The following is an 18830-nucleotide window of genomic DNA, read 5'->3' on the forward strand; positions in this document are numbered from 1 at the left end:
ATTACTTATCTTTGTCAAAATACTTTTTCAGCAAACCCTAATTATTAATCTTAAATTCTCCTAAATATTTACATAAATAAGGGGAAAAAACCTCATAAATTAAAGTTAAAGGCTTTCCAGAATGCCAAAATAAGTAATGTCGCCCCCAAAATGCACCTTTTTGCCTAAATCCTTTTTCTAATGCCTCCGATTCTCCGTAATAAATCCCTTGAATATCCCTATATAACTCTGTGTGTAATCGAGATAAACTTTCCCAAATAGGCAAATTACGATTTTGTAAGTATTCGTCAACGTGACTAGCTTCCCACCATGAAGTCGCATAGGCTAAAATTTTTCCACTAGCGGTTTTTAACCATACTTGTCTTCTCAATCTAGGTGAGGGGATTTTTTTGATGTCGGCGGGGGCGTTATCTAAATCGTTACCTATCAAAGACATATCTATCACGTCAACTTGGATAGTTTCACTGGTAAGTAGTCTTAAATGTCTCGTAGGTGAGCCATCACCTAACAGTAGTATCTGCCACGCTGGAGGTAGTTGACTATGGGGTAAGCCGATTTTGACTAATTCTTCTCCCCCTTGCCAAATAGGCTTTAATTGATGCCATGTTTTTATGGTAGTGTTCGATCGAGCTATCATGTTTTTACTCTTTACAAAACTTAATATTTATCTTAACAAGAATCGATCGAGAAATAACAACGAGTGAAGGAAATTTTGGGTGGAGGTATTTTGAATTTGGATTGAAGTAATGAGTAATAAGTAACGAGTAATGAGTTAATATCTAACTAGATTCTTTTTCTTTTAATTTATTAATTGAACTGATAAAAATTTTCCCCAAATTTCATGCTAATATCTAACCAGTTCGATCGAGTTATGGTAGCACTGGTGGATATATAATCAACACCTGTTTCTGCGATGAGACGAATATTGTTAAGGGTGACATTACCAGAGGCTTCTATTTTAATGAGGGGATTTTCTTGGCGAATAAAAGTCACAGCTTTTCTCATGTCTTCTACTGCCATATTGTCTAGCATGATAATATCCGCTTGATGGTTAACGGCTTCGGTAACTTCCTCTAAATTACTGGTTTCCACTTCGATAGAAAGGGGATAAGGCATGGTTTTTCTGATGCGCTGCATTGCTTTTTTGATGCCTCCAGAGGCTTGAATATGGTTATCTTTAATCATGATACCGTCATCTAATCCCATACGATGATTCATCGCCCCTCCTACCGCAGAGGCGTATTTTTCGAGGATTCTTAAGCCGGGGGTAGTTTTGCGAGTATCAACTAATTGGGTGGGATAGTCTTCTATTGCCTCTACATATTTTCTTGCCATAGTTGCAATACCGCTTAATCTCATCACTAAGTTTAAGGCGACTCTTTCTCCTGTCAGCAGGGTTTTCATTTTCCCTTCTATTTCCATGATTCTGGCATTTTTCTCGACTTTTTCTCCTTCTAAGGCTAATTCGTGCCATTTTACATCGGTTTCTAATAGTTGAAATACTCTTTTTGCAATAGGTAATCCTGCTATCACTCCTTCTTCTTTTGCTATCCAATAACCGCTACCTTTGGGAGAGTCCACAGGAAAAATACAATCAGTAGTTCGATCGCCTCTACCGATGTCTTCTAATAACCAATCTTGCAATAATTTATCTAAAATTAAAGGGGAAGGAAGGGGATTCATCATTTTTTTCAAGTAAGAATTAAGAATTAAGAATGAGGAATTAACAATTAACAATTAACAATTAACAATTAAAAACTCCCCACTATTCACTATTCACTATTCACTATTCACTATTATCTATTCCCTATTCCCTCTGTGAATCACTAAACTTAGATGCGTCCTAGTTTACTATAGTCGAGCGACTCCTGCTTCCCTTGCCGCTTGTTGCACTGCCGCCGATACAGTAGTGGCTACTCGATTATCGAATACAGAAGGAACAATATGTTCTTTATCTAGTACATTGGGAGATACTAAAGAGGCGATCGCCCTTGCCGCTTGAAGATACATTTCTGTCGTTAAAGTGGTTGCTCGACAATCTAATGCACCTCTAAATAAGCCGGGGAAAGCTAAAACATTATTGATTTGATTGGGATAATCACTTCTTCCAGTAGCAATAACGGCGGCGATGTCTTGGATTAATTCGGGTTGAATTTCGGGGATAGGGTTAGCCATAGCGAAAATAATGGGATCATTTGCCATACTTTTAACCATCTCAGGTGTTACTACTTTAGGCGCGCTCACTCCGATAAACACATCGGCATCTACTAAAGCATCCGCTAATAATCCGCTTTTTTCTACTGCAAAAAATTGCTTTTCTGGAGTTAAGTTCGATCGATCCAGACTTATAATACCTTTAGAGTCACAAAGAGTAATATTAGTACAGTTAGCTTTGTTTAAAAGATTAGCAATGGCAATTCCCGCCGCACCCGCGCCGTTGATAACAACTCGGATAGTTTCCATGTCTTTTTTAACTAATTTCAGGGCATTAATTAAAGCCGCTACGGTGACAATTGCTGTACCATGTTGATCATCATGGAAAATGGGAATATCTAATTCCTCTTGTAGTCTTTTCTCGATTTCAAAACAACGGGGTGCGGCAATATCTTCAAGGTTAACTCCTCCAAACACGGGAGAAAGATTTTTCACAGTTTTAATGATTTCTTCCACATCCTGAGTGGCTAAACAGATAGGAAATGCGTCTATATCAGCAAATTCTTTGAATAACATCGATTTGCCCTCCATGACGGGTAAAGAAGCCTCTGCACCTAAATTACCTAAGCCTAACACTGCACTACCATCGGTAACGATCGCCACACTATTACTTTTGATAGTCAAAGAGAATACTTTTTCTGGTTCTTCATGGATAGCCTTACAAATACGCCCTACCCCCGGAGTATAAGCCATAGCTAAATCCGAAGAAGAAGTGATGCTAATACGATTTTGGATGTGAATTTTGCCTCCCCTATGAATATCAAAAGTTTGATCGCTTACATGAAGTATTTGCACTTCCGACACCGATTTAATGGCATTGACAATTTTTTCTGCGTGTTCGGTACTAGATGCGTCAATTTGTAATTCTCTTTTGATGGTTTTCAAATTACGTTCAATAAGGGATACTTGACCTAGACTACCTCCAACATCGGCAATGGCTTTGGTTACTTTTGCTAATGTCCCGGCACGGTTTATTAATTCCAAACGAACTGTTAAACTAAAACTAGAATTAGGGGTTAAATCTACCATTATTGGGCGTTCTCTAATTTAATGTATATTTTTCTATATCCCTTGAATTGTATCTTAAACGATCGATCTCCTTAATTCTTGTTTGTTATGGAATAATCATTTTTAACTTTTTCAGCAACGCCTATTTATGAACGATAACCTCCAAGAAGAAGTACCTTTATTAAGACAACTCAAAATTTTAGCAGATAAACAAGATAGCCCGTTTTATACTCCGGGGCATAAAAAAGGCAAGGGTATCAGTCAATCTTTAAAGGAATTGATGGGGGAGGCGGTATTTCGTGCCGATTTGCCTGAGTTACCTGAGTTAGATAATTTATTCGCACCCGAAGGGGTGATTAAATCCTCTCAATGCCTAGCTTCTAAGGCGTTTGGTGCTCAGGAAACTTGGTTTTTGGCTAATGGCTCAACTTCTGGTATCATTGCTTCTATCTTGGCTACCTGTGGAGAGGGGGATAAGATAATTTTGCCTCGAAATATTCATCAATCGGCGATTTTTGGCTTAATTCTCTCTGGGGCGACTCCTATCTTTATAAATCCTGAGTATAATCCTGATTTTGATTTATGTTATACCCTTTCTGCTACCGATATTGAAAAGGTTTTACAAACTAATGATAATGTTAAAGCCATCATGGTAGTATCTCCTACTTATCATGGTATTTGTGCAAATTTGACAGAAATAGCCCATGTTAGTCATAATTTTACCATTCCTTTGCTAGTTGATGAAGCTCACGGCGCACATTTTTCTTTCCATGATTTGTTACCTCGATCGAGCTTACAGTGTGGTGCTGATATAGTTGTACAATCCACTCATAAAACTTTAGGGGCAATGACTCAGGCTTCTATGCTTCATGTACAGGGGAATTTAATCGATGTCGATCGACTTAATCAGGGTTTGCAGATGGTACAATCTTCTAGTCCTAGTTATCTCTTGTTAGCTTCTTTAGATTCTGCTAGGCAACAAATGGCATTGCAAGGAGAAGCATTATTAACTAATACGATAAACTTAGCAAAATTTGCCAGAAATGAAATTAAGAAATTAGACTATTTATCTTTATTAGAATTAGTTGAACCTCAAGAAATTTTTTTTGATTTAGATATAACTAGATTAACAATTAATGTAAGTAAACTGGGCTTAACTGGTTATGAGGTTGACGAGATTTTACATCAACAATTCGGGGTAACTTGCGAATTACCATCATTATCTAATCTTACTTTTATTATTTCGATCGGTAATAATTTACGGGATATTGAAAACTTAGTCAAGGCTTTACAATCTTTAAAGAAATATCAGAAAAATAAAGATAATTTTAAGCAATTTATAGGGCAAAAATTACCTAATTCAGTCTTGAAAATAACTCCTCGTCAAGCCTTTTTTGCAACAAAAAAAGTTGTTTCTAAACCATTAGCAATTAATCAGATTAGTGGCGAAAATATTTGTCCTTATCCCCCCGGTATTCCTTTAATTATGGCTGGAGAAATTATCACAAAAGAGGCGTTAAATTATTTGGAAGAAATTAATAATTCAGGTGGAATAATAACGGGGATTAGTGATCAAACTTTAACCACTTTTAAAATAGTTTAACCAATTCTAACACTTTCAAAAATCGATCGAACCTAAGTAGGGGTTGAATATTATTCAACCCGTCAACACAGAGAAGCATAAACTGAGAATAGTATATTCGCCATTTTTAACAGGTAATAAAAATAATCCTAACTCTTTAAATATATCTGGGCGACTTTCTCTTGTATCTTGTTTACAAATAATTCTAACTTCTTTTTCGGCGGTTTTATCAAAATGTTTAGTTGCTGATTTAATATTTTTTGCACTTATAAAATAAGGTAAGGAAAAATCGTGATTATAAACATTATATTTATCAAAAATAGCCTTCCATGTTTTAGTTTTTGAGGTAGATCATAATCTTGTACTTTAATGGGAATAATTGAATTAAAAGTTAGTAATTAATAGTTCAAAAATTTCCCCTCTTTTATCTCCTTTTGAATTAATATTTCTTCTTGCTTTTACTCTTTTTATATTATATTTTTCATAAAGTTCATCAAAAAAGTTATTGGAAGTATCATAATTTTTCACATCAGAGTTGCTAAGAATAAAATAATTTCCTTGTCTATGGATTTCATCACAAAATTCTTTTAATCTTATTTGTTCATTATCGTCAAAAATTTTTTCTGCATAAGACGTAAAAGATGACGTTGAATTAAGAGGTTTATAAGGTGGATCTAAATAAAATATAGTCTTACTGGTCGCATAATTTAAAGTTTCTTGGAAATCTCCTTGCAAAATTTTCACTTTTTGAAGACAATAATTAACAGATATTATATTTTCTTTATCACAAATATTGGGCTTTTTATATTTTCCAAAAGGAACATTAAACTTGCCTTTTTTATTCACTCTATATAATCCATTAAAACAAGTTTTATTTAAAAAAAATAATAAAGCTATCTTTTCAGTAGAGTAATCATGAATAGAATTAAAAATATCTCTCTTGGCTAAATAAAATTCCTGCTTTTCTTCAATAGTTTTTAAGGTATAAAATTGTGTTTCTATATCTAATAACAAATCTATTAATTTTATATGATTTTTTTGTATTTCTCGATAAGCATTAACTAAATTATAATTAATATCATTAATAACTATATTTTCTATATTATCAAATTGATTTAAAATATGAAATAATATAGCTCCTCCTCCTACAAATGGTTCTATATAACAAAACCTCTTTTTTTCTTGAGAAATAATTTTATTAATTAATTGATCAATTTCACTAATTAACTGTGTTTTTCCTCCTACCCATTTAAGAAAAGGCTTTGGATTCTGTAAAGAAACAATTTCAGATAAAGACATAATTAAAACTGAAAAAATTTTACTTTCCTTAATCATAGTTCAAAATCGATGCCAAAGGCACGCTGCGCGCACGAACCTTGATAAAGTTGATATAAAACCTCAATTTATGTCCTTGATATGCTTAAAATAGTAAATTATTGTCAAATTCAATTTTATAACTAACTTAGGTGATGTAGGGTGATGACACCCCACTTTTTAAAATTATTCTCGAATTTGTACGGGCATAATCAAATAAGTCATTTGTAAACCACTTAAAGGGGTAATAATAACGGGTTGAGTTGCACCATTTAATTGAAATTTAATGTCGGAAGCTGATAGGGCTTTTAAACCATCTAAAAGATAACGAATATTGAAACCAATATCAAAACCTTCCCCCGTAATTTCTGCACTAATGGTAGCAGTCGCATTGCCTAATTCCTTCGCTTCCACTGAAATAATGACTTGACTATTATCAGGTTCTAGCTTAAATTTAACTAAGGTATTTTTCTGGTCTGTAAATACTGATACCCTCTCTAAACTCTCAATTACCTGTTTTCGATCGACTACCATAGTACGCTCAAAGTTTTTTGGTATTAATTGATTATAGTTAGGGTAAGCACCATCTAACTTACGGCTGGTAAGGTGTTGTTCTTCAACTTCAAAGACAACTTGTCCATTATCAACATACAAAGCCACGTTACCATTATCTTTGTCACCAGAAATAATTTTTTCTAACTCTCTCAAAGCCCTAGCGGGGATAGTCATATCAAAATTTTGACTCTCATCGGAAGTGTCAACGGAGGTTTCGTCTTCTTCCTCATCTTCTTTTTGCGCACTGGTTTTAACTACAGCCAAACGATGCCCGTCAGTAGCGGCAAACTCCAAAGAATCAAAATTTCTGGTAAGATGAATACCTGTTAAAATTTGTTTAGCTTCATCACTACTAGCAGAAAATAACGAACCTTTCAACCCTTCTACTAAGGCATTAATGGGCAATAAAAAGGCATTTTCCGTTTCTACGGTAGGCAACTCAGGGTATTCATCGCCTCTGACTCCTCGTAACTGAAACTTACCTGATAAGGCATTAATGGCAACCAAAGGATTATCGTCTAATTCATCTTCTTCGTAGGATATACTTACATCCCCTTCGGGTAAACGAGAGACAATATCCGTTAATAACTTCGCAGGTAGAGTTATCTCTCCGCCCTCTTCTACTTCGGCAGAGAAACTGGTGCGCATCCCCAAACTTAAGTCAAAACCTGTTAAAGTCACACGATTTTTATTAGCATCTGCCACTAACAAAACATTGGCTAAAATCGGATGAGTAGGGCGAGATGGCACAGCACGACTAACTAATGATAAATTATTTTTCAGATCAACTTGAGAACAAACTATTTTCACTACTATTTACCTATATTTTTTAGTTCTATTGTACTAAGATATTTTAACTGTTTTCTGCACAAACATTTCATTCTATCTTAAATTGCAACTAAAGTCAGTATTTTTAAGTCAGGATTTGGAGATACCAGAGGGATAATAGGTTACAAAATAGTTTATCTAGCCTGATGCTTTCGATCGAACTTAATGATATGATTTTAATTCTATTTAATCATTAAGCGTAAAAATGACTAATCTCGATCGATATTTAGAAAATCCTCAATATAAACCTCCATCTCAATTAAAACTTTTATTAGGCAAATATAAAATAGAGCATAGACTCAATAATATATATTTTTCATCTGATAAATATAAGGATGATAAAACCTTTCAAGTTAATATAAGTCATCAAAAAAAAGGTCAATTAATTACTGGTTATGAAGAAATATTAGACTTAGAAAAAAAAATAAATATTAGTTTTTCGACTATTAGAACACTTAATTTTTATAAACAAATAAATAAAATTTTAATTATATCTAATAAAAACAATATTGAAAAATGGCAGTTATTGTTAGAATCACTTTTAAGAGATATGAAAGAAGAAGCTGTTAAAAAAGAAAGACAAGGAAAAAAGAATAAAACAGGATTAATCAATCCTCTCAAAAAACAAGATGATCTAACAACATTTATTAATTCTTCAGAAAATAATCTGAATATTTCTATTGTTCAAGATTCCTTATTTTCTAATATTTTTGATGATGCTATTAATAGACAATGTGATTTATTAATTTTAGAAGATTTTAATAAGTACATTCAATATAATAAAAAAACTAAAAAAGACAAAAGTATAGTTTTTGATAATATATTATCTAAGTTTAAGTGTTATTTAACTTTTTCTGATAAATCTGAAGATATAAAAGAATCATTATCTGTTACGGAATACAATAATTTTTTATCAACAGATAAAATTAATTATTTTATCTTAATTAGTCATTGTTTTACTCAAAAAAAAGTTTATATTGAAAATTCAGCTAAAAACTCTGATGAATTGATGCAGTTTTTTAAAGATTTTTTAGAAACTAATTATGAGGGATTATTTAAGGTAGATATTAATGAAAAAGAACGATCGACAAAAATCATTGTATCAGAAACTAACTCTGAAAAAGATACTATAATTAAAGAAATTCAACAGTTAGCAAAGAAAAATAAATGTTATCAATTTCGTCTTTCTCAAGGGGAAAATTTATGTTATTTTACACCCTTAAAATTTGCGTCACAAAAATTTTATTTAATTGACTTAAATCATCCTTTTTTACAATGGATTAAAAATAGTGACTATTTCAACAAACACGAATATCATCCTTTGTCAGTATGTAGATTAAAATATGATTCAGATTTAACAGAATTAAACAATGATTTAAAAGAAAAAATTAAAAAGGAAACATACTTTTATTTAATCGCTTTTTGTCAATCTCAAAACTTATATGATGATAGCGTTTTAATATATCAAATCAAGAATGTTTCTGAAACCACTAAGGAAGATTTTACAGCTCAAGAGTCAGAAATATTTATTAATTACGCATTTTATAATATTGGCAACCCTTTACCTAATGCTGAAAATAGAGAAGAAAGTAAACCTGAATTAATTAAAAAAGAAAAAGAGAATTTAGCTGAAAAGATATTAAAACGATGGGAAGAATTAAAAAAAATATCTGAGAATAAATCAGAAAAACAGTTCAATTCCAGTGATTCAAAATTAAATGAGACAACGAGACAAAAGGAGATCAAAACAGATATAATGAGAGATTACAATAACGAAAAACAAAGGCTCGATCGATCAGAAAAAGAGACTGAAATAATTGATTTTATTGCCTTTGGGCTGATCGTTGTTGAGTAAGCGTAAAAATTATAGTGACAATATTATTGATATATTTTTGATTATGGCAAAAAGTGAACAAAAACTAGAGTTAAATCTCGGTATTGATTTTGGTACAAGTTGGACAAAAGTTTGCTTATGGGGTAGTGATGAAGGTAGTGTCCCTATTGTAATTGATTTAGGCGAAGAAAAAGAGCCGAATAAAGGAATGTTTCCTGATGGAGTTGGTGTATTACCAGATTTTAAGCAAGGTACTAAGTCCCTTAAAATGCAGTTAAATAGCTTGAGTCTTTTTGAAGTGCAAAAAAAACGCAAACAAACTTCCAGATGATTTAAAACAACGTTATTCCCCAGAGAAAGTTCGAGAAATAGAAAATCTCTGTGCTTATTTTCTTAGTCAAGTGATTTGTACGGCAAAAAAATCTTTTGAAGAAAGTAAAAATGGCAAAGAGAGATTAAAAAATAAAATACCTGAATGGAGTGCTAATTTAGGTGTACCTGTTAAGTATGCGGACTCTCCTGTGTTAGCTTATTTCCATAGAGTTTTACACTTAGCATTATTTTTAAGTAACCAGAAAACTGACAATTTAACCTATGGTAAACTTAAAAAGATTTTACAAGAACCTCGATCGAATTATATACAACAGTTTAATTTAGAGGATCATTTAGAAAATTTAGATTTAAAGACTCTGCAAAATTTTGTTTTAACCTTAAGAGATGAAGAAAAAAATACAGTTTTATCTGAATTAGAAGCTATTATCCGCCCTTTAGATAATGTCGATGGTACATATTTTGTGTTTGATATAGGCGGAGGTACAGTGGATGCAACTTCTTGTTATCTTAGAGCAAAAGGAGAACCAGATTTTTACTATACTTCTTTGAAAGAATATGGTATCAATACTTTACCCCTCCCCGAAAATAAAGTATTTGAAGAAGAAGCAAAAAATACTCTACAACATATTGAAGATTTATCTAGTACATTATGTATAGCACAAAGAGCTTGGACAACTTCTAAATCTGGAGATTATCGTTCTAACAAGTATAAAACATCAAAAGAAGCCGTAGAGGAAAAATTAAAATCTAATATCGGAAAAGAAAAACCATACCTAGAGATGATTTTGTGTCAACAAAAAATTCATCAACAAGTGGGAGATGTCGTTATTTCTACAAAAAGAAAAATTCCTAGTATTACGGGATTGAGAAACTTATCTTTTGTTTTAGTGGGAGGAGGTGCAAAATCGCCTTTTTACAAAGATACTATTATGACGACTTGGAAATGTTTTAAACAAGAAAATGCAACTATTCCTCAATATGAAGTCAGATTTTTTGAAAATCCTCGAAACAAAAATAAACAAAAAGGTTTAGATATGAATGGTATTCCAGATAATTACTTCGATCGATATTTAGTTGCTTTTGGATTATGTATTCTGGATTCACAAAAAGGAAGGGCTAATTTTCCCAGTGGTTTTAAAATTCAAATTCAAGAAGAATCTAACTATAAACAATGGGATGATAACGATGATCGGGGCGATGATGCAAATAAGGGAACTGGACGTTTACCCTAAATTAATTTAACTTATCTTAGGTAGGTATTACCCCTACCTATTAGACATTGTCAATGATTGTAATTTTTGTCCGTAAAACAGGCATCTTGCCTGTATTTTTATCAAAAATTTATTTATTTTGTACTGAATTTGACATAACTATTTTATAATTATTCATCTATTTGATGTTGATTTTTATGGCATTTTTCTCGATATTTTTGAGGAGTTAAATATTTATATTTTTTATCTATTTTCTGCCAGATGCTTTTTTAAATATTGATCAAGTATATCTTTAATTAAATTAGGTATAGATAAATCAAATTTATTTGCTAATATATTCATCTTCTCTAAATCTTGATTATCTAATTCTAACTCTATTTTTGTTTTATTTAGTGAACTTATTGCCATAGACTTTAACATTATCATTTCTTCTTTTTCATTAGGAATACTAACCCATTCGTCATTTTCTATACTTTCTAATAATTCCTTTTCTTCTCTGTCTAAATTGATAGTAATAGCTAATTCGTCAAGGTCAAGATTATCATAGTTCAAATAATTCATAGTTTTATTCTCCTAAAAATTGTTTTTTCATTTTTCGACTAGGAAAAATTGTTTTAAGAAAAATTCTATTATCTTCCTTAATATAAGGGACACAATAAACATAATCCCTAATCAAAACAATTATAACAAATTGATTAGGATATTTTTCTTTATTTAAAGTTTCTGTAATTGCTAGTACTTGATTATTTTTTATAGCTTCAATAACATTCTCAAAACTAACCCCTCTTTCTTGTTTCAGTTTCTCATTCTTCTCTTCATTCCAAATATAATTTTTAACCATAGTTATTTAACCTAAGTATATTAACTTTATTTATTCCCTAAAAAGGAAACTATGTACTATTAAAATATGTCTAATTACCTAACTTTTTCCTCTATCTTTTTCTCTTTATAAAAGATTAATTTTTACTCATTTTTCCATGTATTAGTTAAAAGCTATGTATTCTCTATTATGATATTCTTCCTCAATATCTTTAATATCATCGATCGATTCTTAAGTATTTATGTAGTCTGCTTCTTTCATCTCAAAAATTTGTTGTTTTAATATTTCTAATAATTGTTTTTTATTTTCTAAAGATAAAGAAATTATCGCTTTTGTAATGGAATCTAAAGTCATCATTTTTTAACCCCCTATGATTTGCTATTTTCGATGATTTAATCTAATACACAACACCTTTTTCAAGACATAATTTATCATACTGAAAGTAAGAGACAAAAAAATAGTTGGGTTTCATGCCTCAACCCAACCTACAAATTAGTCGATTTTCTCCTGTATTTCTGGATCGTACAATTCGACATAATTCCAGTAATTACCGAAAACTGTTTCAATATAGCCTTTGGTTTCTGGGAAGGGGATATTTTCCACAAATTCGTCAAAATCATCGAGACTAAATCGTTTTAACCAGTTTGCCACATTTCCCGGTCCTGCGTTATAACTGGCAACGGCAAGTAAGGAATTTCCGTTATAGGTTTCGTGGGTATAATTCAAGTACCATGTACCCATCTTAATATTATCATTAGGATCGGTGAGAGAATATTCTTTTACTCCGATTTGAGGCGCAATCCATTTGCCTGTATCGGGCATAATCTGCATTAATCCCGTTGCACCTACGGGAGACTTGATTTCTCTCTCGAATCTTGACTCTTGACGAATAAGGGATACCACCAAGAAGGGGTTTAATTTTCTTTCCTGTGACCATTTGACGATTAAGTCTTCATAATGGAAGGGAAATAATCCATACCAGTATTCTGGACTATTGCGCAGTATTCTCCATTCTTGATAGTCTTCGGGGTTATCTCTCCGATTTCTTAATGTCCAAATAGTATTAATTCCTTGTAAATTTTTCCCTTGAATTTGTTGAATCAATCCTTGAATAAATTGTTCTGATACCGTTACTTGTGGTTTATTGCCTATTTCTCCTCTAAATAAGTCTATGGCTTCCTGATTTTCTCCTAATAAAAACATCTCTTTAAACATATTTGAACCTGCTGGTGGTATCGATCGAACTGTAGGAGTTTTCACTTTTAATGGTAAACTGCGAATAGTGGTAAAATCGCCCACATCCTTGCCCAAAGCCACTGCCGATCGCCAAGCGTAGTACGAATGAGGATGATTGTCTAAAACAAATTGGAAAGCCTTTTGGGCTTCTTCCGTTTGCCCTAATCTTTGCGCCCATTTTCCTACCCAAAACCCTGCCTTTGGTGCGACATCGCTATCAGGATTATTGACGCTGATTTGTTGCGCCCATTGCCAAGCGGAAACTAAATCATTACCCCTAGCAAACTCCTGCGCTACCTGCCAACGGTAATTCGCCGCCTCGTCTGAATTAGGATACTCTTGCAGTAATTGATTTCGCACTTGGGTTGCTTCTTGAAACCTTCCCATTGCCGTTAAGATGGTGGCTTTTTGATGCAAGGCTTTAGGCACTTCTTCTAAAAATCTCTTATCTACACGATTAAGGAAGGATAAGGCTTCATCCCCTTGAGTCATGGTTGCTAGTCTTCTTAAAGCTAACCCCGTATCGGGTGCGTCGGGAAATTCATTTACTAATTTAAGGTAAAAACTTTTTGCTTCTGTTGGTTTGTTTGATACTTGATAACCTCTGGCAATACGGTATAAATGTTCGGGGGTAGAAGTGCCTTTTATATAGGCTTGGGATGCTTGTAAAAAGTTGTTATTTTGCCAATAATTTTGAGCGATAATATCCCATTGTTGAGGGGTTAATTCTTTTCCAAATTCTTTAACTAATCTATCTAATTCTCCTTTAGTTTGAGGGGATAAATCATAGGTAGCTAACAATAATAATAAGTCTTTTTGATTAGGCTCTTTTTCTAATAATTTACGAGCAATCTCATGGGTGCGAGGATACTGAGGGAATCTTTTAATTGCCTCCTGCCAATAGTTTTCATCATAAGTGCCTAGTTTATAATAGGCTTCGGCACTAACTAAATTTTCGGGAAATTCTGTGACTAATTGCAACCAAATTTCTTGGGCTTTTGCGGTATCATTTGTTAACTCATAAGCCCTCCCCTGTCTTAATAAAATATAGGGGGCTAAAATAGGATATTCTTTATCTAAATTCTTGAGATAATTTAAGGCTTTTCCCCCGTCAAAATCTACTCTTAATATATCAGAAGCTAACAAAAATCTTGCTCTATTTCTGTCTAAAGATGGTTTCTCTTGATTAGCGATCGATTCCAAGACAGATTGACGCTCACTAGGTGACACATCAGCTAAGGGTAAAACTTCCGAAGGTGCATCTAATCTATATTCTACAGGTTCAGTGGTAATGACGATTCCGTCAAGGAGTTTAATTAGTTTGGGAGTTAAAACCGTAGCGCCGACAACTCCTGCAAGGATAATTAAAAGGGTGGGTATGGGTATGAGAGTCTTACTTTTTTTTGTTTTCATTTACTTATTTTATCTATAATCAATAATTATCAAATTTTGTCTAACAAGACAGGCAAAATGCCTGTTTCACGGTGATAAAATGATCAATATGGTCGATGTCTATGGATATTTAGCTATTCGTTATTATAAACTTAAGAGACACTCTCTATCAGTTCGATCGAATCTAAGTTTACCAGACTCAGATTTTTTCCCCTTAGTTTGGGCTTCTAGCCTAATTTCGATCGAAATTCTAATATAAATAAAGGTTATTTTAATATAGTTAATATTATCAATTTATTATTAAAATGTTATGCTAGAAAATCAACAATTTTTGACTGAGCAAGAATCGATCGAAGTAGAAAAAGCCTTATTAAGTTCATCTGAAAAATTTTTAACAAGACTAACTATTTCTTCTTTAAAATTACTGCGAATAATTGCTCAAGATTTAGATGTTTCTTTGGATAGTTTAACCAGTGAACAAGTTATTAAATGGATAGAAAAAGATAGTAAAATTAAACGAGAGGAGGGAATAGATAAAGCAGTATTAAAATGGTAAAAAAAGATGAATTAAGCTATATTTAGGGTTTGCTGAATAAATCAGGAAGCTATAAAAATCAAGGCTTTAGGTACATTAAGTTAATGAAAAAGTGCGTAGTTTTAGGAATTTTTGCTCAAAAAACAGGGTAGTATTATACAGTTACAAACTCTGATCTCACAAATCAAAAGCATTAAAACCTTTGCCCTTTGCCCTACCCCTTCCTCAGACTTTTTCAGCACCCCCTATTTAGTAAGAGCATAATTTGAGCTTAATTAAAATTGATTTAATTTTTCACTTCTGGAGATGTCTAAAGTAGAAAAACCAAAATCACCTTATTACTCATTACTTTTTACTTAGGGTTTGCTGAATAAATCAAAAGGTTATTAAAATCAATGATTTACGCACACTATATTCATAAAAAGGTGCGAATTTTTGGCAATTTTTACTCAAAAACAGGGCATTTCAAATCTGATGATTCACAATACACCTGTGTATTTTTTGAAGAGATAATGCTTCAAAACCTTGATTTTTCATTCTTTAACCTGACACCTGATACCTACCTTCATCAAAATACTTTTTGTGCAACCCCTACTTAGGATTTAACCGCCGAAAGCAAAGGGAAATGCTAGTTTTAATCCTGCGGTAAGTAATAAATTAACTAAGGAAACGGGAAGTAAAAATTTCCACCCTAAATCCAATAGTTGATCAATTCTAACCCTAGGTACAGTCCAACGTAATAAAATGGCAATGAAGACTAAGAAATAGGCTTTTAATACCATCATGCTGATTCCCAAGGAGGCGGTAATTACTTGTAACCAAGGAGTGTTTTCACTTACTCCTATCCATCCTGCAAGATTACTTAAAGGAATAGGAAATTCCCAACCGCCTAAATATAATAGTGCAAATACCAATGCTGATAAGACTAGGTTAACGTAAGAACCAACGTAGAATAAACCGAATTTCATCCCTGCATATTCTGTTTGATAACCAGCCACTAATTCTTCTTCGGCTTCGGGTAAGTCGAAGGGTAAGCGCTCACATTCTGCTAAGGCGGCTATCCAAAAAATGAGGAAGCCAACGGGTTGTCTCCAAATATTCCAACTTAATATACCATGACTGGCTTGTTGTTCTACAATATCGATCGTACTTAAACTATTGGACATCATAGCAATAGCTAACACCGATAATGCTAAGGGAATTTCGTAACTGATAGATTGTGCGGCTGCGCGTAATCCTCCCAAGAGAGAATACTTATTATTGGAGGCATAACCTGCCATTAATAAACCAATGGGAGTAATGCTAGACAGGGAAATCCAGAGAAAAATACCAACATTTAAGTCAGTAATCACTAAATTTTGTCCAAAGGGTACGATGAGATAGGACAAAAATACTGGAATTACTACGATGGCAGGACCCAATGTAAATAATACACTATCGGCTTTAGCAGGGACAATATCTTCTTTAAAAACTAATTTTATACCGTCAGCTACGGGTTGCAATACTCCTAAAGGACCAGCGTATTCGGGTCCAATCCGTTGTTGTGCCGCCGCCGATATTTTTCTTTCTAACCAAACACTAACTAATACTCCCACCGTTGCGCCAATAATCATTAAACCCAAAGGTAATGGAATCCATAGGGTTTTGGCTAATTCTGGGGAAAGTCCAAAATCTGTGAGAGAAGTAATAAAACTTCCTTGTAAATCAATACCTGAGTTCATTTTTATAAGTAACTGATAATTGATAATGGATAATTAAGAGCTAATCTTTTTCCAAATTATTCCTTTAATAATATAACAGGGTATGAATCTATGGGAATGAACTTTTGTGTTGAAGAATGTAGAGATTTCTTTTAAAATTTTAACCACGAAAAAATATCTGCGATCGAAAGTTTTAAATTGTTGATAAAATCAGGCACGGGTAATATATCTTCATCTCGATCGAAAAATGCCACTTTTTGCTCACAATAAGTAAAGACTGTTTTTTGTTTAGGATCAATAATCCATCCTAGTTGACAACCTGCCTCAAGACAACGAATAATTTTTTTAATAATAATACTGTGATTTGTTTGATCAAGAGAGAGAATTTCAATCATCCAATCAGGTGGAATAGAAACTACGTTCGCAATATCTCCATTTTCGTCTCTAGGAATATGATCATAGATTAAAACTACTATATCAGGTACGATCGATTTTCCCCCAAAAGTACATCTCAATTCGGGAAAAGCCAATGCAACTTTCGTGGGTTTTACCACAGAATTAATCGCCGTTACTAACTCACCTTGAATAATACTATGTTTTCCTTGAGGCATAGGTTTTGCAATAATTTGATTATCAATATATTCTTGAGCAGGTTTTTCTTCAGGGAAAGTTAAAAATTCCTCTAAAGTAATTTCGATTTTTTTTTCAGCAATTAACGTCACCATAAAAATTTCTGTTATATTTTATTCATTTTCATTGTAGCGATAACTAATAGACTTCTTGGAAAAAGATTAGACTTATTGCCTTGTTATATTGAATCTAGGATTGTAATGGAAATGCGTCTTAGCTTATTACAACAATAATGATAGGTACTTGTGTACCCACCATAAAATAATTATTGTAAACCTAACCAGCTTAATAAACCTTGTTTGGTAAAAAATTCGATCGAAAGGGTAATAATAAAGCCTATCATGGCGGCTCTACCATTTAATTTTTCAGCATAGCTGTTAAAACCGAATTTAGGCTCATCGATATTAGGAGTTTTGCTAGGTTGAGATTGTGTCATGATTTTAGTAAACGATTATAAAGTTTTATTACATTTTGTTAACAAATATCATAGCATTATTTCTTCATTATTTGATCTATAATTTGAGTGTTTCAAAAACTTCTATTTCCTCTTCCATTGTTATCAAGGTAGTCGAAATATGCCCTATTCCCTACCCTCACCAAAATACTTTTTCCACAACCCCTAAGTAAGCACAAACGCATCTAAGATTACAAGCAATTATTTTTAGAATACTGCTACTTTAATGATAATAACTTGCAATAAGTTCTAAAATACGTTATTCTATTTAATCAATATTTGATAAAAATTATCAATAAGAATCGGTTACTATGTATTTAGCAAGATTTACTTCTTGCTGATACTTTCTTTTACTATCTAATAAATTTATTGAAAAAGATGTTCAAAAGTGTTGATACTCTGTGGTTAAATACGAATCCTTATCTATTGCGTTTTAACTTACCTATTGTTAAATATTTATCTCGTCATGTTAATATTGCTCAATGGGAATATACTCAAACTGCTGATGAAGGTACTTCTCTTGATGTTGCGATCGAATTGTTAGATGATTATATAAGTTTATTAGAAAAACCTGTTAATTTAGTTGGTCATAGTACCTGTGGACTGTTAGGATTGTTATACGCTCAAAAATTCCCTGATAAGGTAAAATCCTTAGTGATTTTGGGGGTTGGCATCAATCCGACTTTGGATTGGATTAGTTATTATTATCTGTTGCGTACTAATTTTCATTGTAGTAAAGAAAGAGTTTTAGCACGACTGGCATATAGTTTATTTGGTTATCATAATCAATATTATCAAAAAGCATTTATGGGTTTATTAGATAAAGCCCTACTCTATTCTCTCTCTCCCCATAGTTTATATCAAAGATTAGATGGTTCGATCGAGAAAATTGCATCACCCTTAATGATTTGTGGTAGCGAAAAAGATAGTATTGTGTCGTGGGATGAAATGATGAAATGGCAAAATCACTTAAAACCCCAAGATGTATTATATAAATGTTCCCAAAATGAACACTTTTTTCATTATTTTCAACCTACTATTGTCGGGCAAAATATTCTTGATTTCTGGCTTTCTCAAGGAAATGATAGTAATTTGGCAGTTGCCCAAAAATTGGGTAGGGTGGGGATTGCCCATCAATAAGAAAGAGACAGGAAGAGGGGGAAGAGGGGGAAGAGGGGGAAGAG

Annotated in this window: 19 protein-coding genes and 1 pseudogene; 7 read left to right on the top strand and 13 right to left on the bottom strand. The window is 32.8% G+C overall.

Annotation, left to right across the window (positions count from 1 at the left end):
- Positions 1–37: 37 nt before the first annotated feature.
- From ACN4EE_RS11125 to ACN4EE_RS11135, 3 genes are all read right to left on the bottom strand, one after another.
- Positions 38–637 carry a chorismate lyase gene (locus ACN4EE_RS11125; RefSeq protein WP_431706515.1) on the bottom strand — a complete coding sequence of 200 codons (600 nt, stop codon included), beginning with the start codon at positions 635–637 and terminating at the stop codon, positions 38–40.
- 170 nt (positions 638–807) lie between these two features.
- Entirely contained in the window at positions 808–1686 is an 879-nt protein-coding gene (nadC, locus tag ACN4EE_RS11130; RefSeq protein ID WP_431706516.1) for a carboxylating nicotinate-nucleotide diphosphorylase, read from the bottom strand.
- 165 nt (positions 1687–1851) lie between these two features.
- Complete coding sequence (locus ACN4EE_RS11135) at positions 1852–3243, bottom strand: NAD-dependent malic enzyme (protein ID WP_431706517.1); 1392 nt, start codon at positions 3241–3243, stop codon at positions 1852–1854.
- 127 nt (positions 3244–3370) lie between these two features.
- On the opposite strand from ACN4EE_RS11135, the gene ACN4EE_RS11140 reads away from it, so the two are divergent.
- Positions 3371–4825: an aminotransferase class I/II-fold pyridoxal phosphate-dependent enzyme gene (locus ACN4EE_RS11140; RefSeq protein WP_431706518.1), complete on the top strand. Its 1455-nt coding sequence runs from the start codon at positions 3371–3373 to the stop codon at positions 4823–4825.
- Positions 4826–4879: 54 nt separating this feature from the next.
- Here the strand turns inward: ACN4EE_RS11140 and ACN4EE_RS11145 are convergent.
- From ACN4EE_RS11145 to dnaN, 3 genes and pseudogenes are all read right to left on the bottom strand, one after another.
- A pseudogene (locus ACN4EE_RS11145) lies at positions 4880–5128 on the bottom strand (type II restriction enzyme); the annotation flags it as partial.
- 60 nt (positions 5129–5188) lie between these two features.
- Positions 5189–6103, bottom strand: a complete 915-nt coding sequence (locus ACN4EE_RS11150) for a DNA adenine methylase (protein ID WP_431706519.1) — start codon at positions 6101–6103, stop codon at positions 5189–5191.
- 201 nt (positions 6104–6304) lie between these two features.
- Entirely contained in the window at positions 6305–7483 is a 1179-nt protein-coding gene (gene dnaN, locus ACN4EE_RS11155) for a DNA polymerase III subunit beta (protein ID WP_431706520.1), read from the bottom strand.
- Between the two features lie 223 nt (positions 7484–7706).
- Here dnaN and ACN4EE_RS11160 point away from each other — a divergent pair, with 223 nt between their 5' ends.
- Genes ACN4EE_RS11160 through ACN4EE_RS11170 form a run of 3 tightly spaced genes read left to right on the top strand, consistent with a single transcriptional unit; the run spans position 7707 to position 10900 of the window.
- A complete protein-coding gene (locus tag ACN4EE_RS11160) occupies positions 7707–9356 on the top strand; it encodes a hypothetical protein (protein ID WP_431706521.1) in 1650 nt (549 codons plus the stop codon).
- Entirely contained in the window at positions 9349–9666 is a 318-nt protein-coding gene (locus ACN4EE_RS11165; protein WP_431706522.1) for a hypothetical protein, read from the top strand. Before ACN4EE_RS11160 ends, ACN4EE_RS11165 begins: the two co-directional genes overlap by 8 nt.
- Positions 9629–10900, top strand: a complete 1272-nt coding sequence (locus ACN4EE_RS11170) for a hypothetical protein (protein ID WP_431706523.1) — start codon at positions 9629–9631, stop codon at positions 10898–10900. Before ACN4EE_RS11165 ends, ACN4EE_RS11170 begins: the two co-directional genes overlap by 38 nt.
- Before the next feature lie 222 nt (positions 10901–11122).
- On the opposite strand, the gene ACN4EE_RS11175 is transcribed toward ACN4EE_RS11170, so the two are convergent.
- The 4 genes from ACN4EE_RS11175 to ACN4EE_RS11190 all read right to left on the bottom strand — a co-directional run bounded on the left by ACN4EE_RS11175 (position 11123) and on the right by ACN4EE_RS11190 (position 14348).
- A complete protein-coding gene (locus ACN4EE_RS11175) occupies positions 11123–11440 on the bottom strand; it encodes a hypothetical protein (protein ID WP_431706524.1) in 318 nt (105 codons plus the stop codon).
- 4 nt (positions 11441–11444) lie between these two features.
- Positions 11445–11720 carry a BrnT family toxin gene (locus tag ACN4EE_RS11180; protein ID WP_431706525.1) on the bottom strand — a complete coding sequence of 92 codons (276 nt, stop codon included), beginning with the start codon at positions 11718–11720 and terminating at the stop codon, positions 11445–11447.
- 210 nt (positions 11721–11930) lie between these two features.
- Complete coding sequence (locus tag ACN4EE_RS11185; RefSeq protein WP_431706526.1) at positions 11931–12056, bottom strand: hypothetical protein; 126 nt, start codon at positions 12054–12056, stop codon at positions 11931–11933.
- A 135-nt stretch (positions 12057–12191) separates the two neighbouring features.
- On the bottom strand, positions 12192–14348 hold the full coding sequence (locus tag ACN4EE_RS11190; protein WP_431706527.1) for a lytic transglycosylase domain-containing protein: 2157 nt from the start codon (positions 14346–14348) through the stop codon (positions 12192–12194).
- Positions 14349–14427: 79 nt separating this feature from the next.
- Between ACN4EE_RS11190 and ACN4EE_RS11195 the strand changes: the two genes are divergently transcribed.
- On the top strand, positions 14428–14586 hold the full coding sequence (locus tag ACN4EE_RS11195) for a hypothetical protein (protein WP_431706528.1): 159 nt from the start codon (positions 14428–14430) through the stop codon (positions 14584–14586).
- A 51-nt stretch (positions 14587–14637) separates the two neighbouring features.
- On the top strand, positions 14638–14883 hold the full coding sequence (locus tag ACN4EE_RS11200) for a hypothetical protein (protein ID WP_431706529.1): 246 nt from the start codon (positions 14638–14640) through the stop codon (positions 14881–14883).
- Positions 14884–15464: 581 nt separating this feature from the next.
- Here the strand turns inward: ACN4EE_RS11200 and nuoH are convergent.
- From nuoH to ACN4EE_RS11215, 3 genes are all read right to left on the bottom strand, one after another.
- Positions 15465–16583 carry an NADH-quinone oxidoreductase subunit NuoH gene (gene nuoH / locus ACN4EE_RS11205; RefSeq protein WP_431706530.1) on the bottom strand — a complete coding sequence of 373 codons (1119 nt, stop codon included), beginning with the start codon at positions 16581–16583 and terminating at the stop codon, positions 15465–15467.
- Between the two features lie 131 nt (positions 16584–16714).
- Positions 16715–17287, bottom strand: coding sequence for a Uma2 family endonuclease (locus tag ACN4EE_RS11210; RefSeq protein WP_431706531.1), 573 nt, complete (start codon positions 17285–17287; stop codon positions 16715–16717).
- A 170-nt stretch (positions 17288–17457) separates the two neighbouring features.
- Complete coding sequence (locus ACN4EE_RS11215) at positions 17458–17628, bottom strand: hypothetical protein (RefSeq protein ID WP_026101857.1); 171 nt, start codon at positions 17626–17628, stop codon at positions 17458–17460.
- 396 nt (positions 17629–18024) lie between these two features.
- Between ACN4EE_RS11215 and ACN4EE_RS11220 the strand changes: the two genes are divergently transcribed.
- A complete protein-coding gene (locus tag ACN4EE_RS11220) occupies positions 18025–18786 on the top strand; it encodes an alpha/beta fold hydrolase (protein WP_431706532.1) in 762 nt (253 codons plus the stop codon).
- The last annotated feature ends 44 nt before the right edge of the window (positions 18787–18830 follow it).

This window comes from Geminocystis sp. CENA526 (assembly GCF_050753365.1).
Classification (GTDB): domain Bacteria; phylum Cyanobacteriota; class Cyanobacteriia; order Cyanobacteriales; family Cyanobacteriaceae; genus Geminocystis.